The sequence below is a fragment of the Marinobacter zhanjiangensis genome, assembly GCF_014651935.1.
Lineage (GTDB): Bacteria > Pseudomonadota > Gammaproteobacteria > Pseudomonadales > Oleiphilaceae > Marinobacter > Marinobacter zhanjiangensis.
Map to the genome: position 1 here is coordinate 56,716 of NZ_BMXV01000011.1, position 26,688 is coordinate 83,403.

The window sequence follows — 26,688 nt, forward strand, 5'->3', positions numbered from 1 at the left end:
ATACGAGGTCACCATGAAAATCACCAAACGGCTTCACCAGCCCCTGCTTTTTACGATGCTGCTGGCCCTGGTCACCCTGACCGGCTGCAAGACCGGCGAGTCCACGGAAAGCCTGCCGAACACGCAGTCACCGGGAACCAGCCAGTATAGCGGGCCGCCTCCGGCTACCGCCGATGTCCAGGCCTTCAAGATCAACGTCTGGGACAACCTGTCCCGGGCCAACCGCTGCGGCGAATGCCACAACAGCAGCGGCCAGTCACCGCGCTTCGCTCATGAAGGCGACGTTAACGTGGCCTACGCCCAGGCCAATGGCGTGGTCAACCTGGATGAGCCCGCACGCTCACCACTGGTCTCCAAGGTAGCCGGCGGCCACAACTGCTGGCTGGGCAGCGACCAGGCCTGTGCCGACGCCATTACCAGCATGATCAGCAGCTGGGCCGGGGGCAGCTCCGGCAGTGTCAACCGTATCGAACTGCAGGCCCCTGCCCTGCGGGACCCGGGCGGCACCCTGCCGTTCCCGGAAAGTAGCGGCACTTTCTCCACCACGGTTTATCCACTGCTGACCAGCTACTGCAGTAACTGTCACGCTGACGGCGATACCCGGCCCTACCTGGCGAGCGGCAATGTGGATACCGCCTATGACTCGGCCAAAAGCCGTATGAGTCTGACCGCCCCGTTCAGCTCACGACTGGTGGAGCGGTTGCGGGATGACCGCCACAACTGCTGGAACAACAGCTGTGAAGCCTCTGCCAATGAAATGGAAGCGGCAATAGACGCCCTCGCCGGCTCCGTTACACCCAGCGCCCCGGACCCGGAGCTGGTCACCAGCAAGGCACTGACCCTGGGCGGCGACGGCCTGCTCGCCAACTCCGGCGGCCGCTATGAGGACCACATCGTCGCGCTGTACGAGTTCAAGACCGGCGACGGTATCACGGCTTTCGACACCTCGGGCATTGAGCCGTCCATGCACCTGACCCTGTCCGGCAATGTGGAATGGGTAGGCGGCTATGGGCTGAACTTCGGTCCGGCCTTTACCGACGATAGCGGCAACAGCAAGCGCAGTGGCAAGGCTCAGGCCACCACCGGCAACAGCCGCAAGCTCCACAACCTGCTGACCGCCTCCGGCGAGTACAGTCTGGAAGCCTGGGTCGTGCCCGCCAACGTGACCCAGGAAGATGCCCGTATCGTCACCTACTCGGGCTCGGCTACGGCCCGCAACCTGACCCTGGGGCAGACCCTGCAGAACTACGAGGTTCTGCAACGTAGTACCACCACCGACCAGAACGCGGTGTTCAGCACCGAGGATGGCGCCAACCGCCTGCAGGCCAGCCTGCAACATGTGGTGGTCAACTTCACCCCGGATCAGGGCCGAAAGATCTTTATCAACGGCGAACCCACCGATGATGTGGACCCGGCCCCCGGCGGCCTGCTGAGCGAATGGGACGACAACTTCGCGCTGGTACTGGGCAACGAAACCGATGGCAACTCCCCCTGGGAGGGCTCCCTGCGACTGGTGGCCTTCCATAACCGGGCATTGTCACCAGCACAGATCCGCACCAACTTCGAGGCGGGTGTGGGACAGAAATACTACCTGCTGTTCGGCGTGTCCCATCTGGTTGACGTGCCCGAGGCCTTCATCGTGTTCGAGGTCAGCCAGTTCGACAACTACAGCTATCTGTTCACCCAACCCTTCTTTATCAGCCTGAACGACGATGCCAGCCCCGGCGGTATCGCACTGGAAGGCATGAAACTGGGCGTCAACGGCCGCGAGACCCTCACCGGACAGGCCTGGACACTGCTGGAGACCACACTCAACCGTAGTGACTATGTCGCCGGCCGGGGACAGTTGTTATCCAGCCAGGGGACTGTTATTCCGCAGGAGGGCGGTCCGGAAGCGGATGAGTTCTTCCTCAGCTTCGAGCGCCTGGGCGATCACCAGAACGTGGTCATAGAAGGCTCGCTGCCGTCGGCGCCACCACCGACTGACCCGCCAACGGCGCCTGCGGATATCGGCCTCAAGAACTTCGACGCCATTAACGCCTCCATGTCGCGACTCACTGGTGTGTCCGTATCCAATAGCTCGGTGCGGGATACCTTCACCACAATCCGTCAGCAGCTGCCGTCGTCACCCAACATCGAGGGCTTCCTGGCGTCTCAGCAGATGGCCATTACCCAACTGGCCATTGGCTACTGCGATGCCCTGGTGGAGGACAACGGCCTGCGTACGGAGTTCTTCCCCGGTTTTGATTTCAGCCAGTCTGCCAACGCGGCCTTCGACAGTTCCGGCCGGGACCTGGTGGTGGATCCGCTAATCGACACCATGGTGGGCCGCAACCTGGATTCCCAGCCCCGGGTAGCCGAGCTGGAAACCGAGCTGGACGAGCTTATAGAGACCCTGACCGCGTGCGGTGGCAGCTGTCCGAACGACCGCACCGAAACCGTGGTCAAGTCCGGTTGCGCCGCCGTGCTGGGCAGCGCGACCACGCTGATTCACTGACCACGGCCGCCACGAGAGGAACTGATCATGTTTATCAAGACGTCAAGGAAGCGGCCGCTGGCCAACCACGAGCCCCTGTTTCACGGCGATCACGCCCGCCCCCGCACCCGCCGGGAGTTCATCTCACAGGGTCTGAAGGCGGGCACCGCCGCCGTCTTCGGCGCCTCCACACTGAGCCTGTTCGCCAACCCGCGGGCAGCCTCCGCCGACCTGTCCCCGGATCTGGAAACCCTGCGTCAGAGCTGCGGCATCGCGGTACAGGGGGCCGGCAAGATTCCGTTCATCTGCTTTGACCTGGCGGGCGGCGCCAGCATGGCCGGCTCCAATGCGCTGGTGGGCAAATCCGGGGGCCAGCTGGATTTTCTCGGCACCCGGGGCTACAACCGCCAGGGACTGCCGGGGGACATGCTGCCGAACAACCCCGCGTTCATTAACACAGAGCTGGGGCTCGCCTTCCACTCCGACAGTGGCTTTCTGCGGGGCATCCAGCAAAGCACCACCGCCGGAACCCGCGCCGCCATCAACGGTGCCATCATCGCGGCCCGGTCCGAGAACGACACCGGTAACAACCCCCACAATCCCATGTATGGCATCCACCGGGCCGGCGCCGATGGTGAACTGCTGACACTCATTGGTTCCAGCACTTCCGATTCCGGCGGCAATTCCATGGCCCCCATGGACCTGATGAATCCCCAGGTGCGCCCCACCAAGGTGGACCGCCCCAGCGATGTCACCGGCCTGGTGGATACCGGCAACCTGGTGGGCCTGCTGGACCAGTCCGATGCGGTGGCGGTGATGGAGTCGATCCAGCGTATCAGCGACCAGAAGCTGGCACGGATGGACACCCGTACCGGTATCACCCGCGAGGAAGTGATCAAGGACCTGGTGCGGTGCGGTTACGTCAAGACCGCGGATCTGGCGGACCGGTTTGGCACCCCGTCCACCCTGGACCCGGAACTGGATACGGATATTGTCGGTGCTTCAGGCATCTTCACCACCGACGAGTTCAACCGCGAGCGGGAATTCCGCAAGACCGCCTCGGTGATGAAACTGGTCATGAACGGCTTTGCCGGTGCCGGTACGGTGACCATGGGTGGCTACGACTACCACACTGGCGAACGGGCTACCGGCGAGCGCCGCGACCTGCTGGCGGGGCGCTGCATGGGTGCCTGTCTGGAATACGCCGCCCGGGTCGGCATGCCGCTGATGCTGTATGTGTTCAGTGACGGATCCGTGTCCAGCAACGGGCGTATCGACGACTCCATGGACGGACGCGGCAAGGGCGAGTGGACCTCAGACAACCAGCAGACGGCGGCATCCTTCTACCTGGTCTACAACCCCAATGGCCGGCCCAACGCCATCCGCAACCAGATCGGCTGGATGCGGGAGGATGGCAATGTGGAGACCTCCTCCAGCCCTGCCGCCAATAACGTCAATCAGCTGGTGCAGACCGTGCTGCTGAACTACATGGCCCTGCATGGTGAGCAAGGGCAGTTTGGTGACCAGTTTGCCGGCCATGGCCTCGGCGACAGCGCCTCACGGGACCGGCTGCTGGGGCTGGCGCCGATCGTCAACGGCAAGGTCAGTTAACACCTGACTGCGGTATATCCGCCCCGTCCGGACGGACCCGGACCGGAGCGGGTTTTCCTACTCGCCGGACATCAGCCCCTGCGAATAGTGCATGCGGCGGTTGCCGTCGATGATCACCGCGTCAATGCCCTCCAGCTGGTCGATCAGCGCAAGGCCCTTTCTCGCACCCAGCACGAACACGGCGGTGGACAGGGCATCCGTGGTCATGGCGTTATCGCCGATGATGGTCACACTCTGCACCTCGCCCACCGGACGACCGGTGGACGGCGACAGTATGTGGTGGACACGCTCGCCTTCCTCATCGATAAAGAAACGCTCGTAGTCGCCAGAGGTGGAGATGGCAGTGTCGCTCACGGGGATGACCACTGCCTGCCTGTCCCGGTGTCGCGGATCCCGCACCCCCACCACCCAGGGCCGCCCCCGGCGATCCCCCAGCAGGCGCATGTCACCACCGGCACTCAGTCGGGCATGGCCAACCCCCGCCTGCTGCAATACCCGGATACCCTGATCCACAGCGTAACCCTTGGCGATGCCGCCCAGATCCAGCATCAGGCCGGGCTTGCGAAAACGCACCGTGAGGTCGTCCGCGTCCAGCAGGATGTCCCGGTAATTGATGCGATCCAGGCCTGCCTTCACCGCCTCGTCATCCGGTTGTCGGCGCTCACGGAAATCGTACAGATAGCCCACCGAGGCAAAGCTGATATCGAACGCGCCATCACTCATCTCCGAGATTTCCCGCGCCTTTGTCAGCACCTCGAACAGCGACCGGCTGACCGGCACCGGGTGATCGGCTGCTTCCCGGTTAACCCGGGACAGCTCCGAGTCGTCCCGGTAACGGCTCATGACCTGATCCACCTGCGTGAACTCCGCGAACACCGACTGCCACAAGGCTTCGGCCTGTTGCCGGCTATCAGCCCAGACCTCAAGGGACACCAGAGTGGTCATGGCATTGTCGCTGAAACGGAACCACTCGGCCCGGGCCGGGGTCGTGACCAACAGTCCCGCCAGTACAAATGCCAGGGTTTTCGCCAGGATACGGATCGACATTGTTTTCTCCCGAAAAAACTGGGGCTATTGTGCCACTGAAAACGACCCGTTACCGGCACTGAATCTCACCCACAGACCATCTGACGCGGGCGGCCATAACCGGTATACTCCGGCCAACAGTCACTTTTACCAGCCAGGTTTCTTTCATGCTTAATGCCGACGCGCTCAGCCAGTTGCGCCAGCTCAAAACCGACATCGAAGAGAAAAAGGTGGTCTACCCCGGCACCGTCAAGGCCACCAACGGTCGTTTCGGGTTTGTAGCACTGGACGAAGGCCGTGATGTATTCCTGCCACCCGAGGAAATGCAGAAGGTACTGCCCGGCGACCGGGTCACCGTCTCCGAAGTACCCGGCGAGAAAGGCCGTACCCAGGGGCTGGTGGAAGAACTGGTGGAAACCAGCCTGACCACCTTTGTCGGCCGTTACCTGATCCGCGGCAAGGGTCATTTCGTGGCACCGGAAACTCCCGGCGTCGGCCGCTGGATCTTCCTGCCGCCGAAGGAGCGCCTGGACGCCAAGCCGGACGACTTTATCTATTGCCGCATCCTGCGCCACCCGATCCGCGACGGCAAAGGTCAGGCCCAGGTCCTGAAAGTGATCGGCAAGGCCGGTGACCCGGGCATTGAGCGCAGCTTCACGCTCGCCAGCTTCGACATGGACGATGAGTTCCCCGAAGCCGTCACCGAGCAGGCGGATGCCCTCGCCGAAGCGTCGATCACGCCCTTGCGGGAAGGCCGCGAGGACCGTACCGACCAGCCCTATGTCACCATCGACAGCCCCGGCACCCAGGACATGGACGACGCCCTGCTGGTGGAGCCCAACGCCACCGGCTGGCGCCTGTCCGTGGCCATTGCCGACCCCACCGCCCTGGTGCCCGAAGGCTCCCCGGCGGATGTTGAAGCCCGCAACCGGGCCACAGCCATCTATTTTCCCGGCGAACCCCGGCCCATGCTGCCCGAGGCCATCAGCACACGCCTTTGCTCGCTGATGCCGGAGACCGACCGGCTGGCGCTGGTGTGCGACCTCCAGGTAAACAACGATGGCAGCCTTGGTGAGTTCAGTTTCCATCAGGCGGTGATCCGCTCACGGGGCAAGCTCAGCTATGAGCTGGTAAGCCAGCTACTGGAGGATCGCCACAGCGAGGAAACCGACGCCCTGGCACCGGAAATCACCAACAACCTCGACCAGCTGCACCAGGCCGCCACGGCCCTGCGCAAGTGGCGGTCCGAACACGCCCTGCTGAACACCGAGCGGGCGGAATTCCGCCTGCGGCTGGATGAGAACCGCCGTATCCGCACCATTGAACCGGCCGTGCAGAGCGAGGCCCACCGCCTGGTGGAAGAGTGCATGGTAGCCGCCAACCGATGTGCGGCCAGTTTCCTGTCGGAAAGGGGCCGGGGGCTGTTCGTGACTCACCCTGGCGTGCGGGATGACCGCGCGGACAACATCCGCACCCTGCTGGAGCGCTACGCCCCGGAGCTGGCATCCATCGACCCATCCTCGCCGGAAGGTTTCCGCGAGCTGATGGTGCGCACCACTGAACTGGATGCCGAAGTGCCGGTCAAGACCATCATTGCGCGCCAGCTGGCGCGGGCGGAAATGGCCTTCGAAGCAGCGCCTCATCAGGGTATGGGGCTGGCTGCTTACACCACCTTTACCTCACCGCTGCGCCGCTACGTCGACTTCCATGTCCACCGGCAGATCAAGGCAGCCCTCTGGGACGAAAAACACCAGTCACTCGAGAATGGGGGGCTGGAAAAGCTGCAGTCAGCCCAGATTCAGGCGCGCCAGGCCTCCAATAGCCTGGAGAACTGGCTCAAGAGCGACTATGCACGTCAGCTTGGAACGAATACCACCTTCACCGGTGTCATCACCCGCACGGTACCCGCCGGGTTCTTTGTGCGGCTGGATGCCAATGGCCTGGAAGGTTTTGTCAGCTGCAAGACCCTGTCCGGCAAGTACAGCTTTGACCCGGTCACCCTGCGCCTGGAGGCCACCAAAGGAGCCCGTGTCTTCCAGCTGGACCAGGCCGTGACGGTAAAGCTCGAAGGTATCGATGAGGAACGGCGCCAGATCAATCTTGAACTGGTGGCAGATAGTCCCGAGTCAACCGGGAGCTGAGGCAGGAAGCCGACAGCGGCCGTTTCAGTCCCTGTCGGCTTCCTTCAGCATCCGCTCCAGGCGCTCGTCCTTCTCTCGCCAGAGGTTGCCCAGCCAGTCCTTCAGCTGACGCCGGAACTCCGCATCCGTCGCGTAATTCCGCCCTTTCAGTTCTTCCGGAATCGGATGCGTGTGGATTTCCATACGGATTTCGCTCACGCGGCCACACAGGAAATCCCAGAAACTGGGGGCGCCGCCCGGATAGGCGATAGTGACATCCACCAGGGTTTCCATGGCGTCACCCATGGCATCCAGCACAAAACCGACAGCCCCCGCCTTGGGAGTCAGCAGGTGGCGATAGGACGATTTCTGCTGCCGGATCTTTTCCGGGCTCGCGCGGGTGCCTTCCGCGAAGTTCATCACGCTCACCGGGGTATAGCGGAATTTCTCGCAGGCCCGACGGGTGGTGGCCAGATCCTGCCCGCGCTTTTCCGGGTGCCTGAGCAGGTATTTCGAGGAATGCCGCTTCATGAACGGGAAGTCCAGCCCCCACCAGGCAAGACCGATGACCGGCACCCAGATCAGCTCCTTTTTCAGAAAGAACTTGAGGAATGGCGCCCGCCGGTTGAACACCCACTGCATGGCAAGGATATCGACCCAGCTCTGGTGATTACTCAGCACCAGGTACCAGCTCTCGCGTTCGAGCTCCCCGGCACCCGTCACCTGCCAGCGTGTACGCTGGGTCAGTCGCATCCAGGCCTTGTTACCGGCGACCCAGTTTTCCGCCACCCAGATGATCAACCGGGTACAGCGGACCCGAAACCCCTGGTGGGGAATGATCAGCTTGAGCAGGGCGGGAATGTAGAGCAAAAAGGCCCAGACCAGGGTGTTCAGAATCAACAGCGTGGTCGCAATAACGCCGATAACCGGTTTCGGCAGGAATCCCAACATCATGACTTCCATCGTTCGTGGTCTTAGCGGCGCATGATAGCAGTTCAGTCAGTTCCGGCGAACACCTGTAAGCCAACCGCATGTTACACTTGACTCATGAAATCTGTTGATCAATTCAATATGGATACCCGCTCTCTCGAGGTGTTTCTTGCCGTGCTGAAGGAGAACAGCGTGTCCCGGGCGGCTGACACTCTTGGCATGAGCCAGTCCGCCGTCAGCCATACGTTGGAGCGACTGCGCAAGGCACTGGGAGACCCGCTGTTCGTCAAGTCCGGCCGGGGTATTGCCCCTACCCGTTACGCGATAAAAACCGGCCCCCACGTGCGCCAGATACTGGATGAGTTGCAATCCCTGTCCCAGGGTCCTCCTTTTGAGCCAGCCACCGCAACTTTTACCTTTACCATTGCCGCTAACGATTACCAGCGCGACCTGTTGCTGCCGGCATTGATGAGAAGCCTCTCGGAGAAGGCGCCGGGTATCCGGTTGCAGGTCATACCGTCCGGCATCCCCGGCCCGGCCATGCTCCGGGACGATATCTGCGACCTGATTATCACGCCCCATGCCCCCGATACCGCGGACATCGTCCAGAAAAGCCTGTTACGGGACCGCATGGTTATCTTTTACGATGCCTCCCAACGACACCCCCCCGGGAATCTGGCGGAATACCTCCGGGCCCGGCACGTGGATGTGCTTTTCAGCGGCGGTGAACACACAGGCCTGGAAAACTCGCTTCAGGGCAGAGGACTGAGTCGCGACATCGTGGTGACGGTACCAAACTTTTCCGGACTGCCAGAGTTCCTGCGCGGAACCAACCTGCTGGCTTCGGCGCCACTAGGCATGCAACATCAGTTGCTGCGGGGCTTTGCCACCGCGCCGCTACCCTTCGAGTACCGGGAAGTTAACCTGTTGATGATCTGGCACCAACGCTACCAGACCGACGCCGGGCACCGCTGGTTACGCAACGAACTGGCCCGGGTGGCGCGTGCCCAGACTCATTAATCGACTTTGTTCATGGATTATATGACCAGTCAGGCCGTTATCTTCGCGCGTCAGGCGCGTAAACTTGCCAACTTCATTACCTGACCGGATGTTCCATGCTTGCACTGACCAGTATCTGGACCACAATCCTGCTCGCTGCTGCAGTTGCCCTGGGCCCGCTGGCCACAGACATGTATCTGCCGGCACTGCCGTCCATGGGCGAAGCGTTGTCGGCAGGACCAGATCAGGTGCAACTGACTCTCAGCCTGTACATGGCCGGATTTGCCCTGGCCCAGCTATTCTGCGGGCCACTGGCCGACCGCTTTGGGCGCAAACCGGTCATGATTACCGGCTTTTTGCTATTTTTTCTGGCCAGCGTTGGCTGCGCCCTCGCCACCAATGTTGAAACCCTCATGCTGAACCGTTTTCTGCAGGCCCTTGGAGGCTCTGCTGGTCCGGTGTTAGGACGCGCAGCCATTCGAGACATCTACACACCCAGGGATGCTGCACGCATCATGGCGATTCTTGCCAGCATCATGGCGCTGGCCCCGGCTATCGCGCCCACCCTGGGTGGTTTCCTTCTGGGGTTCTTTGGTTGGCCATCCATTTTCATCACCCTCGGAGTCTATGGACTTATCATGGCGGTGGTTGTGGCGTTTGGCATTCCAGAGCCCATGGCACCCGCCAACCGTCAGTCACTCAAACTACGCAACCTGTCCCGGAACTACCGACATATCGGCACGGACCCCAGCTTTATCGGCTACACCCTCACCAACGCCTTTGCCTTCTCCGGTCTGTTTGCCTTCCTGTCGGGTTCATCCTTTGTGCTGATCGATTTCCTCGGTGTGGCGCCGGAACATTACGGTCTCTACTTCGCTTGCGTCGTGGCCGGCTATATCTCAGGCAACCTTGTCTCGGTTCGCCTCGGGCGGCGCCTGGTCCCGGACCAGATACTGTTGCGCGGGCTGCTGATCAGCGTGGCGGGCGGTGTTGCAATGGCAGGGCTCGCCATGTTGAAAGTGCACAACGTGTGGGCAGTGATGATTCCCCAGGCAGTGGTGATGATGGGCGTGGGCATGACGCTGCCACAGACAATGGCAGGGGCCCTGGCCAACTTCCCAACGATGGCTGGCTCAGCCTCCGCTCTGTTCGGGTTCGGACAAATGGCGCTGGCCGCGTGCGTCGGCGCACTGGTAGGGCATTTCTATGCCGGCACCTCGCTGGTCATGGCGAGCGTCATTGCGGCCTGTTCGGTGGCAGCACTGGCCACTTATCTGCTGCTGGTGCAGCGCTATCCCGCTCCAGGCTTCGAGCCCGCCGAGGTGGCAAAATAGCCGATAGTGCCTGGCCCCGAACCTTGTTGTCACCGGGTCTGAACTTGTGGTCGACCGGAGACGTAAAATAGGTTTAACTGGCGCAATCCAACGCCCGCAACCAACAAGCAAGGAGAACCCCATGAGCAAGGTCACTCTGGACGGCAACCCGCTGGAAGTCAGTGGCGAATTCCCCCAGCCGGGAGATACCGCACCGGACTTCACCCTGACCACCGGCGACCTGAAGGACGTCGGCCTCGATCACTTCGCTGGTAAGCGCAAGATTCTCAATATCATTCCCAGCATCGATACTGGCGTGTGCGCCACCTCTACCCGCAAGTTCAACGAGAAGGCCGCCGGCCTTGATAACACCGAAGTGCTGGTGGTATCCGCCGACCTGCCATTTGCGGCGGGGCGCTTCTGTGGTGCCGAGGGCATCAAGGGTGTGCAGACCCTGTCCACCTTCCGTAACTACAGCTTCCAGCAGGATTACGGCGTTGCCCTGCAGAACGGCCCCCTGGCAGGTCTGTGTGCCCGGGCGGTGGTCGTGCTGGATGAGAATGACAAGGTCCTCCACAGCCAGCTGGTGGATGAAATCAAGAACGAGCCGGATTACGACGCCGCACTGGCGGTACTGTAACCGGAAAGGGCGGCCTTGCCGGGCTGCCCTTCGCCTTCCGGCATCATCAGGACACCTTCACCACCAGCTTGCCCCGGTTGCGTCCCTGCAACAGCCCCTGGAACGCCGTCAGGGTATTCTCGAAACCTTCCACTACATCCTCCTGGTAGGTCACCTTGCCGTCCTTGAGCCACTGGCTCATGTCCCGACGGAAATCCGGCAACAGCTCGTTGTGATCGGACTGGATAAAGCCCCGGAACATCAACCGATTGACCAGAATCTGCTGCATGAAGGGAATCAGCCGGTCCGGGCCTTCCGGCAGTCTGGTCTGGTTGTAGTGGGCGATGCGGCCACAGACCGGGATGCGGGCAAAATCGTTTACCAGCGTCATGACGGCATCGAAAACCTTGCCACCCACATTCTCGAAATACACATCAATGCCCTTCGGACAGGCGGCCTTCAGTTGGTCCTCGAAGTCGTCATCCTTGTAGTTCACGCAGACATCGAAACCGTAATGCTCCACCACATGCTGGCACTTGTCGTCGGCACCGGCGACGCCAACCACCCGGCAACCTTTCATTTTGGCGATCTGGCCGACCACCTGGCCCACGGCACCGGAGGCGGCGGATACCACCACGGTTTCGCCCTCTTTGGGCTGACCGAATTCCCGCAGCCCGACATAGGCGGTGAAACCGGGCATCCCGATCACACCGAGCCACGCGCTCGGCGGTGCCAGCCCGGTATCAATTTTATAGAGGGCATCCGGGCTGGCCACGGAGTGAGTCTGCCAACCAGTGCGGCCCTTCACCAGATCCCCCGGTGACAGGTCCGGATGGTGGCTCTCGATGACTTCACTGACGGCCTCTCCGCCCATCACTTCGCCAATGGCGACCGGCGTCGCATAGGACGCCGAATCATTCATCCGGCCGCGCATGTAGGGGTCCAGGGAAAGGTAGCGGGTTTTGAGCAACACCTGACCGTCACCGGCCTCGGGCATCGCTGCTTCCTCAAGCTGGAGGTGGTCTTCATCGGGCATTCCGGTGGGACGTTCGGCCAGGATATAGCGTTGATTCATGGTCATCATAAAGCTCCTTGTTCGGGGGTTTTTTATTGTTGCACCGGAGGGTTAAGTGCATGAGAATAGCTTACGAAATACATTTCCGCCAAATGGAACCCAGGAGACAACAATGACAAGTATCGCACTCGAAGACCTGCCGAACCATAAAGGCAAGATTGTAGGCCAGAGCCCCTGGAAAACTATCAGTCAGGACATCATTCAGGCCTTTGCAGATGCCACCGGCGATCACCAGTGGATACATGTAGATGTAGAGCGGGCCAAAAAAGAAGCACCCTGGGGCGCTCCCGTGGCCCACGGCTTCCTGACCCTGTCACTGATTCCGCAACTGAACCAGCAGGCAATGACCGTGACAGGTCCAGCTGCCACCATCAACTATGGCATGAACAAAGTCCGCCTGCCCGCAGCGGTCAAGTCCGGGTCGGACATTCGCAGCACCGTGGAGTTGTTGGACGTGCAGGACGTGGACGAAAAGCGGGTGCTGGCCACCTACAAGACGGTTATCGAGATCAAGGGTGAGGATAAACCGGCCGTTGTGGCGGAAAACCTGGCCATGTACGTCAAGCCCTGAGTTTCCGTACAGACTGGACGTGGCTCATGCTGCTTAACTTTTGAGCCAGAACGAAAAAGGGGGCCGAAGCCCCCTTTTCATGCGTGGTTTGGAATTCTCGGAATCAGAATTCTTTTTCCACGATCTCGCCGTCTTTGACGATCGCCATGGTCGGCGCGGTAATGAAACCGCCCTTTTCATCAACACCCTCGACTTCGTAAGGATTCTTGCCGACATCCATATTGCCAATGGCGTCACCCAGAGCGGCACGAACGACAGTCGGATCCATGCTGTCCGCCTCTTCCATCGCCTCTACCAGACCGTGTAATGCCAGGTAGTTGAAGGCCGCCTCAGAGCCCGGTGTCTTGCCGTATTCCTCTTCATATCGCTTGATGAAGTTCTGGGCAGCATCGGTTTGATAGGCACCCAGGGGCATAACACCAACAGTGTCTTCCAGCAGCTCAAGACCACCGACAACATTGGCAGCTTCGCCGATCTTGGCCTGGTCCATCATGATGAAGGCACCTTCATAGCCAAGCTGACGGGCCTGCTGCATGACCAGGCCGGTAGGCTCGGAGGCACCACCGACGAACATGACATCGGGCTCTTCAGAGACCAGACGGCTGACCCCGGTGAAGAAGTCCGCAGACTTGTTATAGTCCATCGGATTCTTGGCGACCACTTCACCACCCTTGGCAGTCCAGGCCTTCTCGATCATGGACGCCCAGATCTTGGCATACTCGTGAGTCGCACCGCCCATGGCGAGCTTGGTGCCCCAGTTTTCGATGGCGTAGTCGGTGAATGCATTGACGTAACCGTCAAAGGTCGGCGGAATACGTACGGTCAGCGGGTTACCCTGCTCCGTGATGGTCGGCACACTGGTGTAGGCCATGATGAGGAAGTCATCCTCAACGTTGAAGTCCATCAGCGCAAAAATGCCGCCGGAATGCGGGATGAAGATGGCCGGAACGTTGGATTCCTGAACCAGACGCTTGGCGTTGGTCGCAGCCTGGGCCGGCGAATACTGGTCATCCAGCGCCTCAATGTTGATGGTATGGTTTTCACCATCAATATCGAAACCACCGGCAGCATTGATTTCGTCGGCTGCCATACGCAGACCGGACAGTACGTTTTCACCGTAAAGCGCAGCACCGCCGGAAAGCGGGCCCGAGAAGCCAATGTTCACTTCCTCGGCCATCGCCGCGGAACTCATTCCCATTGTGGTTGCTACAGCAACTGCCAGTCCAAGTTTCTTCGCTGTTTTCATTGTTTTCTCCTGGTTTTTGTTTCGTCTGCAAGGCAGACGCTTGTCAGGTCTCTTTACAAGCGAGCCGGGACCATCAGGCCCCGATGTATGCTTTGCGCACTTCTTCATTACCCAGCATCGCCTTGCTGTCACCGTCCATGACGAGCTGACCATTCTCCATGACGTATGCGTAGGTGGCAATTTTCAGTGCCGCAAAGGCATTCTGTTCAGCCAGCAGCACCGTGGTGCCCAGGCTGTTGATCTGTTGGATGGTCTGAAACATCTGCTTGACCACCAAAGGTGCCAGACCCAGTGATGGCTCGTCCAGCATCAGCAGGCGCGGTCGGCTCATCATGGCCCGGCCGATGGCCACCATCTGCTGCTGCCCACCGGACAGGGAACCTGCCGGCTGGTGAGATTTCTCTTCAAGGATCGGGAACAATTCCAGAACCTCGTTCAGGCGCTTCCGGTTACCTTCCTTATCCCGCCGGTGCACGTAGGCACCCAGCATCAGGTTATCGTGGACGCTCATCTGCGGGAAAAGCTGACGCCCCTCCGCACACTGGACCACACCGGAATTCACCACCTCGCTGGGCCTCATACCGTTGAGGATCTTGTCCTCGAACTCGACACTCCCGGCTGTAGGCTTGATCAGGCCGCTGATGGTGTTGAACAGGGTAGATTTGCCGGCACCATTGGCACCAAGCAGAACCACCAGCCCGCCGGTATCAACGGTCATGTTGATGTTGTTCAGGGCCTTGAAGCTACCGTAATGGCCGTCGACGTTCTTAAGCTGCAGCATCGTGATCACTCCCCAGATAGGCTTCGATGACCAGCGGATTGTTTTTCACTTCTTGCGGTGTGCCCTCGGCAATCTTCTCGCCATGATCAAGAACCATGATCTTGTCAGCAATGCCCATGATCATGTCCATCTTGTGCTCGATCAGACACACCGTCAGGCCGTGCTTGACCATCTTCCTCATCAGGTCAGCCAGACCTTCGGTCTCTTCCGGGTTAACACCTGCCGCAGGCTCGTCCAGCAGCACAATCTTGGGGTCTGTGGCAAGGGCCAGGGCGAAGGCCACGCGCTTGCGCTCTTCCTGGGTGCAGTCCGCGATATATCGATTTTCGGCATGGTTCAGGCCGACAAAATCCAGCGCCTCGCGGGCCTTTTCGCGGGCAGCTTTCTCTTCCGCCTGCAACCGTTTGGAATTGATCAGCACATCCCACAGACCGGACCGGGTACGCAGCCGATAACCCACGATCAGGTTGTCAAGAACCGTTGCTGTCTCGAACAGGTTGGTTGTCTGGAAGGTACGACCCACGCCCAGTCTGGCGACATCGTCACACCGCATCGACGTCACGTCTTTGTCATCCAGCAGAATTCTGCCGGACGTTGGCTGGTACATTCCTGAAATCAGGTTGAAGAAGGTACTCTTTCCGGCCCCGTTGGGGCCGATAATCGCGTTCACCTGGTTCGCGCCGAAGTCCACGGACACGTCATTGACCGCAGCCAGGCCGCCGAACATTTTGGTGAGATGTTCTACCTTAAGCATTGTTTTTGGCCTCCTGATCGCTCGTGGTCACCTTGCTTTCCGATTTCGCCTTCTTCGGCCCCAGGCCCAGAGCCTGCGCCTTGCGATGCATCCAGGTCAGGAACGAGCCACAGACACCCAGCGGGAAGAAGATCACCAGCAGCACCAGCAGCGGACCGAAGATAATCATCCGGTACTCTTCCAGGAACTGCAGCGACTGGGTAAGCCACACGATACCGACGGTGCCGATCAGCGGTCCGAACAGGGTACCAATACCACCCACCAGCATGTACATGATCATGTTGAAAGTGAGCAGGATATTGCCATCTTCCGGACCCACGAAACGGATCATGCCCGCATAAAGCGCGCCGGCAAGGCCCGCATAGGTGGTGGAAATGACGAATGCCAGGATCTTGGTTTTCATCAGGTTGATACCCAGGGACTCGGCCAGTTCGTCACCATTGCGGATGGCGATAAAGGTACGACCCACCAGCGATTTCTGGATACGACCAGTGAACCAGATGATAAACACCAGGAAGAACAGCACCAGATAGTAAACCGGCATGGTCTCGCGGAAGTTCACCAGGCCAAACCCGTCCGGGGCGGCAATGTTCCGCACACCCACTGCGCCGTGGGTCAGCTCTTCCCACTTGTCCAGCAGCAGGTAGATGATAAAGCCGACACACAGGGTGAAAATGGCAAAGTAGTGTTCCTTCAGGCGCAATGACACCGCGCCCACCAGAAAGCCGAGAATGGCCGTCATGAACAGGGCAGCAATAAAGGCAGGCCAGAAATTCCAGCCGGCATCGGATGTCAGCAGCCCTACGGTGTAGGCACCGATGGCAAAGAAGCCACCGTGAGCCAGATTAAGCTGGCCGCAAAACCCGGTGATGACGTTGAAACCGTAGACCGCGATGGCCCAGACGAAGGCAGTCGCCATCACATAGACCTGGTATTCGTTCGAGGCCAGTGCCGGGAACAGCAGGGCGACGGCCAGCAGCACGTACTTGCTGGCCGGGTGCATTAGCAGAGCTCCAAGTTTGAACATCATGATCAGTGGGCCCCCTTGGCGAACAGACCTTGTGGACGAATAGACAGGATCACCACGAGCAGACTGAAGGCGATCACGTCCTTATAGGCGGTGGAGATATAGTAGCCACCAAAGGCTTCGGCAAAACCAATGATCATGCCGCCGACAATGGCCCCCGGGATACTGCCCATTCCGCCCAGAATGATGATGACGAAGGCCTTCATGATCACCAGGTGACCCATGGCCGGGTAAACCAGGTTGAGGGGCGCGTAAAGGGTTGCAGCGATAGCCGCGAGTCCGCCGGAGATGGCAAAGGTCATCATGGCGACCCGGTTGGCATCAATGCCCACCAGAAAGGCCCCTTCACGATTCTGCGCCATGGCGATAATCGTCGCGCCCACCATGGTCTTGCGCAGGAACAGGTTGAGGGCGACCACCAGCACCACGGTAGAGGCGATAATCAGGATGCCCTGTTCACGCAGGTATACACCATCGAGATTCATCACCCCGCCGAATGGCGACGACATGCGGCGGAATTCGGACCCCCAGAACATGTGCACCATGGCCTCCAGGAACAGAAGAATACCGATGGCAGCAATCTTGTCGTGAATCGGAGGGGAGTTTCTCAGCTGGTGGAAAACCAGACGCTCGCAGATGATGCCCAGTACGGCCACAACCACGGCGGAACCCGCCATGGCAATCCAGTAGTGAACACCCATGTCCACCATGAAGAAGTACGACATGAACGCGCCTACCATGTAGAGCGCACCATGTGCGAAGTTCGGGATGTGAAGAATCCCGTAAACAAGGGTCAGACCGAGCGCTACGAGACCGTAGATGCTGCCCAGGGTCAACCCGTTGAAAACCTGTTGGAGAAATGTAGTCAAACCGGCCCCTCCCGTGGCGACGTTGTTTTTGTAGAGTTGCCGTTACCGCAACACTGTCATTGATCTTATTGGGTTTCGTTTATCGTGTTTTGCTTTTTTGGTTTTCTTTTGTATTCAGACGTATTGGCAGAACGCCTCACGCCGATGCACAAGAGTACACTGCGAGCATATACTGTCAATAGACAGAATGTGATTTCGCCATGCGGACCTGATTGGCAATTTCAATGGTTAAAATGAAATCGTGGCCGGTTTCCGAATCGCCCCATGATAGGACGGGACCCGGCACCGGGTCAGGCACCCCACTGACCAGGGTAGCCAGTGGAGCAGTCACCAGTGTCCCGTCTGACGAATTCGTTAGTCAGACGGAACGCCAGCATCAACCCTCTTTCTTCCACTCCTCATCCTGGAGCGAACGCCACATCAGCTTGCCGGTGGGCGACTTGGGCAGTTCATCAACGAACTCTACAACAGAAGGAATCTTGTAGGCGGCCATCTGGTCCTTGCACCAGTCGATGATGTCTTCCTCGGTGGTGGTGCCATCCGCCTCGGGCGTCAGCACCACAACCGCCTTGACGGTCTCGCCCCGTTTTTCGTGGGGCGCGGAGATGATGCAGACCTCATGGATGGCGGGGTTCTGGTACATCATGCTTTCCACTTCCGACGGCCATACCTTGAAACCGGACGCGTTGATCATCCGCTTGACCCGGTCGACCATGAAGAAGTAGCCATCCTCGTCGTAATAGGCCAGGTCGCCGGTACGGAAGAACTTCTTGCCGTCGAGTTCCACGAAGGCGGCCTCGGTCTCCGCCGGCCGGTTCCAGTAGCCCACGGTGACCTGGGGCCCGTTGGAGACAATCTCGCCCACCTCGCCCGGACCTTTCTCTTCCAGGGTTTCCACGTCGATAATGCGGGAGTCCACATCAAAGACCGGAATACCCAGACACTGGGCCTTGGGATCGTTGGGCGGATTGATATGGGTGGCCGCCATGGTTTCGGAGAGGCCGTAGCCCTCGATATAGTCCAGACCGGTCAGCTTCTTCAGTTTGCTGGCCACCGCTTGCGGCATGGCGGCACCGCCACCACCGATGGTGACCAGGGAGCTGATGTCATACTTATCGAGATCCGGGTTGGACAGGAAGTCCACCGCCATGGTGACGATGTTGGTCCAGCCAGTGACCTTGTACCGCTCGATGAGCTTTCCGGCGACATCCCGGTCCCAGCGGGTCATGATGACCATGGTGGATCCGGCATAGATGGGGCTGTTCATGGAGCCGGTCATACCGGTCACGTGGAAGAACGGCAGAGTGCACAACTGCACCGAGTCGCTGGCGCTGATATTCCAGAAGGCGCGATGGACCGCGGTGGCCATGGGCCCCCGGTGAACGTGCATACACCCCTTGGGCTGGCCGGTGGTGCCGGAGCTGTAGGGAATCACCGCCAGGTCGTCCGGCCCTGCGGTATGCGGAGCCGGAGCGTGGCCAGCATTCAGGGCATCTTCCCAGGAGATCATTCCCGGCGCCTCGAGAGGCTTCGGTTCAGCCGCCACTTCCGCGGGCAGGTTCAGGTCAGTGGGCTCGCGCACATAGTTGCCATAGGCCGCGACCACGACATGCTCCAGGTAGGTTTTGCCCACCAGAGGGGCGATGAACCCTGCCAGCTCCATGCCCGCCAGACACACCGTGGAACCGGTATCGGAGATATAGTGCTCCAGCTCGGACGCCCGGTTCATGGGGTTAACCGGGATCACCACGGCATCCGCCCGCAATATGGCGTAGTAGCTGATCACGTACTGGGGAGAGTTCTGCATGTAAAGGAGTACGCGATCGCCCTTGCCGACCCCGTTTTCCTGCAGCCAGCCCGCCAGGGCTTCCACTTCATCCAGCAGTTCCTGATAGGTGATCCTGGTATCGTAGTAAATGATGGCGGTATGATCCGGATACCGCAGGGCCGAAATGTCCAGGTTGGTGACCAGGCTGGTTTGCGGCAAGGTCATGGTCTTTGGCAGCTCTCGGGGCCAGACCGTATGGTGTCTTGTAAACATTCAGTGCTCTCCCGTTAACAAACTTGCAGACGGCAACCGTCCGGGCAGACCCTTTACCTTGAACAGCAGGGCTTGCCCGGACGGTTCTGTCATGTCTTCCGCAGGGGGACGGACGTCCGGTTGCCCGGCAACCCCTGGTCACCCCGTAGGGGTGAGGCCGCGACGCCACGACGCCGAAGCACGGCGACATCGGAATCGTCCGGCACGTCGTGATCGGTGTGACGGTCGAATCCCAGCCACCAATACGAAAGCCCCCGGCTGTCCTGCCCCGGCAACAGCCTGGGTCTGGCAATGGACCCGGCCGACTGCCCGGCATACTCCATGTGGCTGACCTGGCCCACATCGCAGGCGGGGAAATTCACATTCCAGCAGCACTTACCGTCTCCGGCAGCAGGCCACAGCGCGCGAATGGCAGCCTCACCCAATTCCATCACCGGTGACCAGTCAATCTGCTCACGGTTGGCGAATGCCTGGCTCAGGGCGATGGCCGGGATCCCCAGGTGCTCGGCGCTGAGCACCGCACCCACGGTGCCGGAATACTGCACCGAATCGCCGATGTTGGCGCCGGCGTTGATACCGGACAGCACCAGGTCCGGCGGGGTCTCGCCAAACCACTCCGCCAGCGCATATAGCACACAGTCCGCAGGCGTGCCCGACACGGCGAAATGCCGTTCGCCATGCCGGTACACCCGCAGCGGATCATGCAGGGAAATGCTCTGCCCGGCACCGCTGCGATCATGCTCGGGGGCGACGACCCAGACTTCCTCGGCCAGACGGCGGGCGATGTCCACCAGGACCTTCAGCCCCGGCGCCGCGACCCCGTCATCGTTGGTGATCAGAATGCGGCGGACCATCGGGTCCGCCGCGACAACCTGACTCATACCTTTATGCCCTTGCTGCCCTTCTGGGCCACGGACCAGCCAGCTTCCGCCAGGATGCTGGCGCGCTTGCCCACTTCCAGGGCATCGGAGTTACTGGCATTACCTGCCAGCGCACGGGCGTAGACGCCCTGCACGATGGCCGCCAGCCGGAACAGGGAGAAGGACACGAATACATGCCAGTCGTCGATGCCGTCCCGGCCGGACGCCTTGCAGTAACGTTCAATGGCTTCCTGCTCGGTGGGAATGCCAATCTCGTCCAGGTCCTCACCAACAACACCACGCATACCCTCGAACCCGGAACTCAGGTGATAGGGCAGGCAGTAATAGGCCAGATCCGCCAGCGGGTGGCCCAGGGTGGACAGTTCCCAGTCCAGAATGGCAATGACTTCCGGCTTGTCCGGCGCCAGCATCAGGTTACCCAGACGGTAGTCGCCATGGGCAATGGCCGTCTCGTCGTGCCGGGGCAGGTTCTCCGGCAGCCACTTCATCAGGTTATCCATCGCCGGCATATCGTCGGTCTTGGAGGCCTCATACTGCTTGGACCAGCGGGCGACCTGACGGGCCACATAGCCTTCCGGGCGACCGAAGTCCCCCAGGCCGACCTTATTGACGTCCACCGCGTGCATCTTTGCCATGGTATCGATGGCGGCCTCGTGCACCGGGCGACGTTCCGCCTTGTCCAGATCCGGCAGCGCCGGGTGGCTCAGCACACGGCCTTCCATGAAGTCCATGACATAGAATGGCGTACCGATCAGGTCGCTGTCTTCACACAGCACCCGGGCCTTTGGCACCGGCACATCAGTATGGTCGGACAGGGCACGGATGACCTTGTACTCCCGCTCCACCATGTGGGCAGAAGGCAGCGTCTTGCCGGGTGGCTTCTTGCGCAGCACGTAGCGATTACCGCCGGACGTCAGCAGGAAGGTGGGGTTGGACTGACCACCCTGGAACTGCTTGACCTGCAGGTCGTCGCCAAACTCCGGAATTTCCTTCTGCAGCCACTTCAGCAGGGCTGCCTCGTCAAACCGGTGGGCGTCGAGGACGTCCACCAGGTTGGGTCCAGTACTCATAAAAACCTCAGCAAATGGTTTCGCCGCCATCCGCCACGATCACCTGACCGGTGATGTAGGCGCTGGCCTTGGTGGACAGGAACACCGCCAGACCGGCGATATCGACCGGGTCGCCAATACGGCGTAGCGGGGTTTTTTCCTCGGCGCGCTTGATGCGCACCGGGTCTTCCCACAACGCCTTGGCGAAGTCGGTCTTGATGATGCCCGGGGCAATGCTGTTGATGCGGATACCCTTCGGCCCCCACTCCACCGCCAGATTACGGGCAAGGGCCGCTTCCGCCGCCTTGGACACGCCGTAGGTGCCGATGGTGGTGTTGCCGCGGATGCCGGCAATGGAGGACAGTAGCACCACGGCCCCTTCGCCACGCTCGGCCATGCCCGGCAGCACCATATTGGCGAGCCAGAAGGTGCCCTTGACGTTGGTTTCCATGATCTTGTCCCAGGCTTCGTCGGTCATCTCCGCCGTGGTGCCGTAGACCGGGTTGGTGGCCGCGTTGCACACCAGCACATCGATCCGGCCCCAGGCTTCAATGGTCTTGTCCACCAGGTTCTGGAGCTGATCCTTCTTGCCCACATGACAGGGAATGGCGATGGCCTCGAAGCCCTGCTCCTTGAGCTCACCGGCCACCTGCTCACAGACGTCCGCCTTGCGGCTGGAGATCACCACTTTTGCCCCCAGGCGGGCCATCTCTTCGGCGATGGACCGACCGATACCCTTGGTGGACCCTGTAATCAGGGCCACCTTGCCGGTCATATCAAACAATGGGTTTGTCATGAATCGGCTCCGGGATCAGTGGGTGCGCGGATAGTTCTTCAGTTCCAGCTTGGCGATGGAATCCAGGTGCACCTCATCCGGACCGTCGGCCAGACGCAGGGTCCGCACGTTGGCCCAGGCCGCGGCCAGGAAGGTGTCCTGGCTGACGCCGGCACCACCGTGAACCTGGATGGCACGATCCAGCACTTTCAGCGCCATGCTCGGTGCGATGACCTTGATCATGGCGATTTCCTGACGGGCCACCTTGTTACCCACGGTGTCCATCATGTGGGCCGCTTTCAGGGTCATCAGGCGAGCCTGTTCAATTTCCAGGCGTGAACGGGCGATGTCCTTGCGGATAGAGTCGAATTCCACCAGCGGACGACCAAAGGCCTCACGGGCATTGGCACGTTCGCACATCAGTTCCAGGGCACGCTCGGCTACGCCGATGGTGCGCATGCAGTGGTGGATACGGCCTGGCCCGAGGCGACCCTGGGCAATTTCAAAACCACGGCCCTCACCCAGCAGGATGTTGGATGCCGGCACCCGTACGTTGTTGTAATGCACTTCGGCGTGACCGTGGGGCGCGTGATCATAGCCAAACACGTGCAGGGCACGAACAATTTCCACACCCGGCGCGTCCAGCGGCACCAAGATCATGGACTGCTGCTTGTGCTTCTCGGCACCGGGATCGGTCTTGCCCATCACGATGGCGATCTTGCTGGTGGTGGTCATGGCACCGGAGGACCACCACTTCTTGCCGTTGATGACGTACTCGTCGCCCTCACGACGAATCTCGGTGCCGATATTGGTGGCGTCGGAAGACGCTACATTCGGCTCGGTCATGGAGAAGCATGAGCGGATCTCGCCTTCCAGCAGGGGCTTCAGCCACTTCTCCTTGTGCTCTTCGCTACCGTAACGCTCGATGGTTTCCATGTTGCCGGTATCCGGCGCGGCACAGTTGAACACTTCCGGCGCCATGTGGGAGCGGCCCATGACTTCGCACAGGTGGGCGTATTCCAGGTTGGTCAGGCCGGCGCCGCGCTCACTCTCCGGCAGGAACAGGTTCCACAGGCCCTTGCTCTTGGCCTTGGCCTTCAGCTCTTCCATGATCTGGGTCGGCGCCCAGCGGTTCTCCGCCTGTTCTACCTGCTCGTGATACTTGTGCTCGTTGGGGTAGACGTAGGCATCCATGAACTCGTGGAGTTCTTTCTGCAGTTGCTTTGCTCGGTCAGACGGTTCGTACAACATCGTTGTGCCTCTCTGTATTTATTGGTTGGAGGGACGCGCGTTCAGATGGGAACGCCCTCGGGTTTTTCGCTGCCGGATCGGATCCTGAACGTACCTTCGGCAATGGCAAGCAGGTTGCCCTTGTCATCGTGGATCTCGCCGGTGCTGTTGAAAATACGGGTTCCGCCAGCACGCTTGATGCCGGTGACGGTAATGGTGCCAGCGGAACACTGGCCGGTAAATGTGGTGGTCATTGTCAGGGTGATGGCCTTGCGCATCCGCCCCGGGTAAGGACAATGAGTACCGGCCTCTGCCATGACAATATCCAGCAGGGAACTGAGCACCCCGCCGTGGATCACGCCCCCGAGATTCAGGTGCTCCGGCCTCAGGTCGAGAGCGATAACGGCCTTGTCTTCTTCCCAGGACACCTGCCGGTATCCCAGCATGTTGTGAAAGCCGGGCAGATCCTTGCCACCGGTGATGTGGAGGTTCTGTTCTGCTTCACTCATTACACTTTCATTCCCGGCATGTTCAGTGAGGCGGTGTTGCCACCGTCCACGGGCAGCGCCTGCCCGGTGATGTAGCTGGCGTCATCCGAGGCCAGGAAGCAGATGGCCGCAGCCAGTTCTTCCGGCTTGCCGTAACGGCGCAGTTCGCAGCGGGCACCCAGCTTGTGTTCCTTTTCATTGGCCCGGGCATAGTCGAATACTGCTTTGGTCATGCCGGTTTCCACCAGCCCGGGGCATATCGCATTAACGCGGATATTGAAGCCCCCCAGGTCGCATGCCGCGGTCTGGGTCAGGTTGATCACCCCGGCCTTGGAAGCACTATAGGGGTTGCCGCCAGCACCGGAACGGATACCGGCTACCGAGGCGGTATTCACGACGGCACCCTGCTGGCGCTCCTGCATGTGCGGCGCCACGTATTTGATCATCAGCATGGCGCCGATCAGGTTGACGCCCAGTATCTTCTCCCAGTCGGCCTTCTCGTTCTCGGTCACGGGGGGATAGCTGCCACCGGAGATACCGGCGTTGTTGACCAGGATATCGATCTGACCAAACTGTTCCTTGACTTCAGACACCAACGTCTTGACGGCATCCTCATCGGACACATCCAGTTTGCGCTCAATATGGGTAGCTTCGGGGGGCATCTGTGCGGCGGTTTCCAGAAGACCTTCTTCCGACCAGTCCGCGAGGACCACCCGGGCGCCTTCACGGGCGAGCCTCAGGGCGGTAGCACGGCCGATACCACTGCCGGCGCCGGTAACAATGGCGACCCGCTCAGTGAAACGCATCATAGTCTATGCTCCTTTAACCTTTCCGGAAGCCCGCGCGAAACAAAGCCGCAGACTTACCGATTCTTATGATTGTAATGGTGACGCTTAACAGATTGATCCGGAATCATTTTTTTCCGAAGGAACTGAGTGAAAAGAGCACTCAAAACTAGTTAGGGTGCTTTTCAAAAGGCGTAACAGGGCGTTTAATTTGTCACGCCTTCCAGTTTTGAGTCAATATATTCGGAAATAAATTTCACTAGTCAAAACACAACAACCACAGAGGCCCCCAAATGAGACAAACCGTTGCAGCGATGCCCAATTACGCTCCAGCGATCGACCATGAAACCATGGATCCCATCGGTCACCACATCCAGGGTTTCGCCCGCTCCCAGGGTGACAAGCCCGCCCTGACGGACGAGAAGGGCACTCTCACCTGGGCGGAAATGCTGAGCCGCGCCAACCGCATCGCCAACCGCCTGCGAGCCGATGGCCTGCGGACCGGCGATACCGTGGCCGGCCTGTCGGAAAACAGCAATGACTACATGTGTCTCTACCTGGGCACCCTGATTGCCGGCGGCTGCATGGTGCCCCTGTCCGGTATGGCCAGTGGTGAAGCGCTGGCGCTGATGGTGAAAGACTGCGAAAGCCGTTTCCTGTTTGTGTCGGAAAAGAACCTGCCCCTGTTCAACGAGATCCGCGATCAGCTCGACCGTGTCGAGCCTGCACAACGTATCGGCATTGACACCGCCGACGTCGACAGCGGTCTTGATCTGGATGCCTGGCTGGGCGACATCAGCGACGAGCCGAACCCTGCCGAGGTGACCCCGGACGATCCCTTCAACATCATCTACAGTTCCGGAACCACCGGAACTCCCAAAGGTATACTGCACGATTACCGGTTTCGCCAGCGGCAGTTCGAACGCCTGGCCCGGTTTGGCCTGGATGGCGACGCTATCAATCTGGTTTCCACGCCACTTTACTCCAACACCACCCTGGTGTCCGCCCTGCCCACGCTGTTCCATGGCGGCACCCTGGTGTTGATGGGCAAGTTCAACGCCCGTCGCTTCCTGGAACTGGCGGAAGAGCACCGGGTGACCCATGCCATGCTGGTGCCGGTGCAGTACAGCCGCATCATGGCCGAGCCGGACTTCGACCGTTTCGACCTGTCCAGCTTCAAACTCAAACTGTGCACCAGCGCGCCGCTGCGGTCCGACGTCATTGCCGAGGCCATGAAGCGCTGGCCCGGCAACATCCGCGAAGTGTATGGCCTCACCGAGGGCGGCATTTCCACCAGCCTGGACTGCGCCGCCAACCCTACCAAGTGGGATTCCGTCGGCGTGCCTACCGAAGGGTCGGAAGTACGGATTATCGATGACAACGGCAACGAAGTGCCCCAGGGCGAGATCGGCGAAATCGTCGGTCGTGCCATTTCCATGATGCGGGGCTACTATCACCGCGAGCAGCAAACCAACGAGATGCTGTGGACCAGCCCCGAGGGCCATGTGTTCTATCGCAGTGGCGATATGGGCAAGCTGGATGAGGATGGCTTCCTTTATATACTCGACCGCCGCAAGGACATGATCATCTCCGGCGGCTTCAACATCTATGCGGTGGATCTGGAAAAAGTACTGCTGGAGCACCCCGCGGTGGCCGATGTAGCCGTAATCGGCATCCCCAGCGAGCACTGGGGCGAGACGCCGCTGGGCCTGGTGGTGCGCAAGGCGGGCGAAACCGCCACGGAAGAAGACATCCTCAGCTTCGCCAACGGCAAACTGGGCAAGACCCAGCGCCTGGCAGGCGTGGAATTCCGGGACGAACTGCCCCGCTCCACCATCGGCAAGGTGCTCAAGCGGGAACTGCGGGAGCCCTACTGGGCTGACCAGAAGAAGTAACCTTCCCGGAAAACTCAGGGGCGGCCAGTTGGTCGCTTCTGATATCTCCATGCGCCCGATATCCCTTCGGGCTGCTAGAATCCTTTCTCCCGTTTTTCAGTCATCGACGTACGGATTCCCGTGAACA

At 60.2% G+C, this 26,688-nt stretch carries 23 protein-coding genes; 8 read left to right on the top strand and 15 right to left on the bottom strand.

Features of this window, described 5'->3' with window-relative positions; translation table 11 throughout:
* The first annotated feature begins 13 nt into the window (after nt 1–13).
* Both IE079_RS18315 and IE079_RS18320 read left to right on the top strand, forming a co-directional pair.
* Nucleotides 14–2,497: a LamG domain-containing protein gene (locus IE079_RS18315; RefSeq protein ID WP_189578467.1), complete on the top strand. Its 2,484-nt coding sequence runs from the start codon at nt 14–16 to the stop codon at nt 2,495–2,497.
* A gap of 27 nt (nt 2,498–2,524) precedes the next feature.
* On the top strand, nt 2,525–4,087 hold the full coding sequence (locus tag IE079_RS18320) for a general secretion pathway protein GspF (protein WP_189578469.1): 1,563 nt from the start codon (nt 2,525–2,527) through the stop codon (nt 4,085–4,087).
* Nucleotides 4,088–4,144: 57 nt separating this feature from the next.
* Here the strand turns inward: IE079_RS18320 and IE079_RS18325 are convergent, their stop codons facing one another.
* A complete protein-coding gene (locus IE079_RS18325) occupies nt 4,145–5,134 on the bottom strand; it encodes an FAD:protein FMN transferase (RefSeq protein ID WP_227712607.1) in 990 nt (329 codons plus the stop codon).
* Nucleotides 5,135–5,280: 146 nt separating this feature from the next.
* On the opposite strand from IE079_RS18325, the gene IE079_RS18330 reads away from it, so the two are divergent.
* Nucleotides 5,281–7,254 carry a ribonuclease R family protein gene (locus tag IE079_RS18330; protein WP_189578471.1) on the top strand — a complete coding sequence of 658 codons (1,974 nt, stop codon included), beginning with the start codon at nt 5,281–5,283 and terminating at the stop codon, nt 7,252–7,254.
* Between the two features lie 24 nt (nt 7,255–7,278).
* Here the strand turns inward: IE079_RS18330 and yihG are convergent, their stop codons facing one another.
* Nucleotides 7,279–8,184: a 1-acylglycerol-3-phosphate O-acyltransferase, YihG family gene (gene yihG, locus IE079_RS18335; protein WP_189578599.1), complete on the bottom strand. Its 906-nt coding sequence runs from the start codon at nt 8,182–8,184 to the stop codon at nt 7,279–7,281.
* Between the two features lie 96 nt (nt 8,185–8,280).
* Here yihG and IE079_RS18340 point away from each other — a divergent pair, with 96 nt between their 5' ends.
* From IE079_RS18340 to tpx, 3 genes are all read left to right on the top strand, one after another.
* Nucleotides 8,281–9,183, top strand: coding sequence for a LysR family transcriptional regulator (locus IE079_RS18340; RefSeq protein ID WP_189578473.1), 903 nt, complete (start codon nt 8,281–8,283; stop codon nt 9,181–9,183).
* 95 nt (nt 9,184–9,278) lie between these two features.
* Nucleotides 9,279–10,496, top strand: a complete 1,218-nt coding sequence (locus IE079_RS18345; RefSeq protein WP_189578475.1) for a Bcr/CflA family multidrug efflux MFS transporter — start codon at nt 9,279–9,281, stop codon at nt 10,494–10,496.
* Between the two features lie 121 nt (nt 10,497–10,617).
* The gene (gene tpx / locus IE079_RS18350; protein ID WP_189578477.1) at nt 10,618–11,115 is read left to right on the top strand and encodes a thiol peroxidase; all 498 of its coding nucleotides are present in this window, start codon (nt 10,618–10,620) and stop codon (nt 11,113–11,115) included.
* A 46-nt stretch (nt 11,116–11,161) separates the two neighbouring features.
* On the opposite strand, the gene curA is transcribed toward tpx, so the two are convergent.
* A complete protein-coding gene (gene curA, locus IE079_RS18355; protein WP_189578601.1) occupies nt 11,162–12,175 on the bottom strand; it encodes an NADPH-dependent curcumin/dihydrocurcumin reductase in 1,014 nt (337 codons plus the stop codon).
* 106 nt (nt 12,176–12,281) lie between these two features.
* Between curA and IE079_RS18360 the strand changes: the two genes are divergently transcribed.
* Nucleotides 12,282–12,740 carry a MaoC family dehydratase gene (locus tag IE079_RS18360; protein WP_189578479.1) on the top strand — a complete coding sequence of 153 codons (459 nt, stop codon included), beginning with the start codon at nt 12,282–12,284 and terminating at the stop codon, nt 12,738–12,740.
* A 103-nt stretch (nt 12,741–12,843) separates the two neighbouring features.
* On the opposite strand, the gene IE079_RS18365 is transcribed toward IE079_RS18360, so the two are convergent.
* The 12 genes from IE079_RS18365 to IE079_RS18420 all read right to left on the bottom strand — a co-directional run bounded on the left by IE079_RS18365 (nt 12,844) and on the right by IE079_RS18420 (nt 24,690).
* Complete coding sequence (locus IE079_RS18365) at nt 12,844–13,986, bottom strand: ABC transporter substrate-binding protein (RefSeq protein ID WP_189578480.1); 1,143 nt, start codon at nt 13,984–13,986, stop codon at nt 12,844–12,846.
* A 73-nt stretch (nt 13,987–14,059) separates the two neighbouring features.
* Nucleotides 14,060–14,767 carry an ABC transporter ATP-binding protein gene (locus IE079_RS18370; protein ID WP_189578482.1) on the bottom strand — a complete coding sequence of 236 codons (708 nt, stop codon included), beginning with the start codon at nt 14,765–14,767 and terminating at the stop codon, nt 14,060–14,062.
* Nucleotides 14,754–15,521, bottom strand: a complete 768-nt coding sequence (locus IE079_RS18375) for an ABC transporter ATP-binding protein (RefSeq protein ID WP_189578484.1) — start codon at nt 15,519–15,521, stop codon at nt 14,754–14,756. Before IE079_RS18375 ends, IE079_RS18370 begins: the two co-directional genes overlap by 14 nt.
* Nucleotides 15,514–16,551 (bottom strand): branched-chain amino acid ABC transporter permease, encoded by a 1,038-nt coding sequence (locus tag IE079_RS18380; RefSeq protein WP_189578486.1) that lies wholly within the window; start codon nt 16,549–16,551, stop codon nt 15,514–15,516. Before IE079_RS18380 ends, IE079_RS18375 begins: the two co-directional genes overlap by 8 nt.
* Nucleotides 16,552–16,553: 2 nt before the next feature.
* Entirely contained in the window at nt 16,554–17,417 is an 864-nt protein-coding gene (locus tag IE079_RS18385; protein WP_189578488.1) for a branched-chain amino acid ABC transporter permease, read from the bottom strand.
* Nucleotides 17,418–17,793: 376 nt separating this feature from the next.
* Nucleotides 17,794–19,458, bottom strand: coding sequence for a long-chain fatty acid--CoA ligase (locus IE079_RS18390; protein ID WP_189578490.1), 1,665 nt, complete (start codon nt 19,456–19,458; stop codon nt 17,794–17,796).
* An 89-nt stretch (nt 19,459–19,547) separates the two neighbouring features.
* Nucleotides 19,548–20,339 carry a 5'/3'-nucleotidase SurE gene (gene surE, locus IE079_RS18395; protein ID WP_189578492.1) on the bottom strand — a complete coding sequence of 264 codons (792 nt, stop codon included), beginning with the start codon at nt 20,337–20,339 and terminating at the stop codon, nt 19,548–19,550.
* Nucleotides 20,336–21,409 (bottom strand): phosphotransferase, encoded by a 1,074-nt coding sequence (locus tag IE079_RS18400; RefSeq protein WP_189578494.1) that lies wholly within the window; start codon nt 21,407–21,409, stop codon nt 20,336–20,338. Before IE079_RS18400 ends, surE begins: the two co-directional genes overlap by 4 nt.
* Nucleotides 21,410–21,416: 7 nt before the next feature.
* A complete protein-coding gene (locus tag IE079_RS18405) occupies nt 21,417–22,184 on the bottom strand; it encodes an SDR family NAD(P)-dependent oxidoreductase (RefSeq protein ID WP_189578496.1) in 768 nt (255 codons plus the stop codon).
* A gap of 15 nt (nt 22,185–22,199) precedes the next feature.
* A complete protein-coding gene (locus IE079_RS18410) occupies nt 22,200–23,414 on the bottom strand; it encodes an acyl-CoA dehydrogenase family protein (protein WP_227712609.1) in 1,215 nt (404 codons plus the stop codon).
* A 41-nt stretch (nt 23,415–23,455) separates the two neighbouring features.
* On the bottom strand, nt 23,456–23,902 hold the full coding sequence (locus tag IE079_RS18415) for a PaaI family thioesterase (protein ID WP_189578498.1): 447 nt from the start codon (nt 23,900–23,902) through the stop codon (nt 23,456–23,458).
* A complete protein-coding gene (locus IE079_RS18420; protein WP_189578500.1) occupies nt 23,902–24,690 on the bottom strand; it encodes an SDR family NAD(P)-dependent oxidoreductase in 789 nt (262 codons plus the stop codon). Before IE079_RS18420 ends, IE079_RS18415 begins: the two co-directional genes overlap by 1 nt.
* A gap of 269 nt (nt 24,691–24,959) precedes the next feature.
* On the opposite strand from IE079_RS18420, the gene IE079_RS18425 reads away from it, so the two are divergent.
* The gene (locus tag IE079_RS18425) at nt 24,960–26,561 is read left to right on the top strand and encodes a class I adenylate-forming enzyme family protein (protein ID WP_189578502.1); all 1,602 of its coding nucleotides are present in this window, start codon (nt 24,960–24,962) and stop codon (nt 26,559–26,561) included.
* The last annotated feature ends 127 nt before the right edge of the window (nt 26,562–26,688 follow it).

Coding starts and splice junctions, on each gene's coding strand:
- IE079_RS18315 (WP_189578467.1), top strand. CDS start 14: ATGAAAATCACCAAACGGCTTCACCAGCCCCTGCTTTTTACGATGCTG.
- IE079_RS18320 (WP_189578469.1), top strand. CDS start 2,525: ATGTTTATCAAGACGTCAAGGAAGCGGCCGCTGGCCAACCACGAGCCC.
- IE079_RS18325 (WP_227712607.1), bottom strand. CDS start 5,134: ATGTCGATCCGTATCCTGGCGAAAACCCTGGCATTTGTACTGGCGGGA.
- IE079_RS18330 (WP_189578471.1), top strand. CDS start 5,281: ATGCTTAATGCCGACGCGCTCAGCCAGTTGCGCCAGCTCAAAACCGAC.
- yihG (WP_189578599.1), bottom strand. CDS start 8,184: ATGTTGGGATTCCTGCCGAAACCGGTTATCGGCGTTATTGCGACCACG.
- IE079_RS18340 (WP_189578473.1), top strand. CDS start 8,281: ATGAAATCTGTTGATCAATTCAATATGGATACCCGCTCTCTCGAGGTG.
- IE079_RS18345 (WP_189578475.1), top strand. CDS start 9,279: ATGCTTGCACTGACCAGTATCTGGACCACAATCCTGCTCGCTGCTGCA.
- tpx (WP_189578477.1), top strand. CDS start 10,618: ATGAGCAAGGTCACTCTGGACGGCAACCCGCTGGAAGTCAGTGGCGAA.
- curA (WP_189578601.1), bottom strand. CDS start 12,175: ATGACCATGAATCAACGCTATATCCTGGCCGAACGTCCCACCGGAATG.
- IE079_RS18360 (WP_189578479.1), top strand. CDS start 12,282: ATGACAAGTATCGCACTCGAAGACCTGCCGAACCATAAAGGCAAGATT.
- IE079_RS18365 (WP_189578480.1), bottom strand. CDS start 13,986: ATGAAAACAGCGAAGAAACTTGGACTGGCAGTTGCTGTAGCAACCACA.
- IE079_RS18370 (WP_189578482.1), bottom strand. CDS start 14,767: ATGCTGCAGCTTAAGAACGTCGACGGCCATTACGGTAGCTTCAAGGCC.
- IE079_RS18375 (WP_189578484.1), bottom strand. CDS start 15,521: ATGCTTAAGGTAGAACATCTCACCAAAATGTTCGGCGGCCTGGCTGCG.
- IE079_RS18380 (WP_189578486.1), bottom strand. CDS start 16,551: ATGATGTTCAAACTTGGAGCTCTGCTAATGCACCCGGCCAGCAAGTAC.
- IE079_RS18390 (WP_189578490.1), bottom strand. CDS start 19,458: ATGTTTACAAGACACCATACGGTCTGGCCCCGAGAGCTGCCAAAGACC.
- surE (WP_189578492.1), bottom strand. CDS start 20,339: ATGAGTCAGGTTGTCGCGGCGGACCCGATGGTCCGCCGCATTCTGATC.
- IE079_RS18400 (WP_189578494.1), bottom strand. CDS start 21,409: ATGAGTACTGGACCCAACCTGGTGGACGTCCTCGACGCCCACCGGTTT.
- IE079_RS18405 (WP_189578496.1), bottom strand. CDS start 22,184: ATGACAAACCCATTGTTTGATATGACCGGCAAGGTGGCCCTGATTACA.
- IE079_RS18410 (WP_227712609.1), bottom strand. CDS start 23,414: ATGTTGTACGAACCGTCTGACCGAGCAAAGCAACTGCAGAAAGAACTC.
- IE079_RS18415 (WP_189578498.1), bottom strand. CDS start 23,902: ATGAGTGAAGCAGAACAGAACCTCCACATCACCGGTGGCAAGGATCTG.
- IE079_RS18420 (WP_189578500.1), bottom strand. CDS start 24,690: ATGATGCGTTTCACTGAGCGGGTCGCCATTGTTACCGGCGCCGGCAGT.
- IE079_RS18425 (WP_189578502.1), top strand. CDS start 24,960: ATGAGACAAACCGTTGCAGCGATGCCCAATTACGCTCCAGCGATCGAC.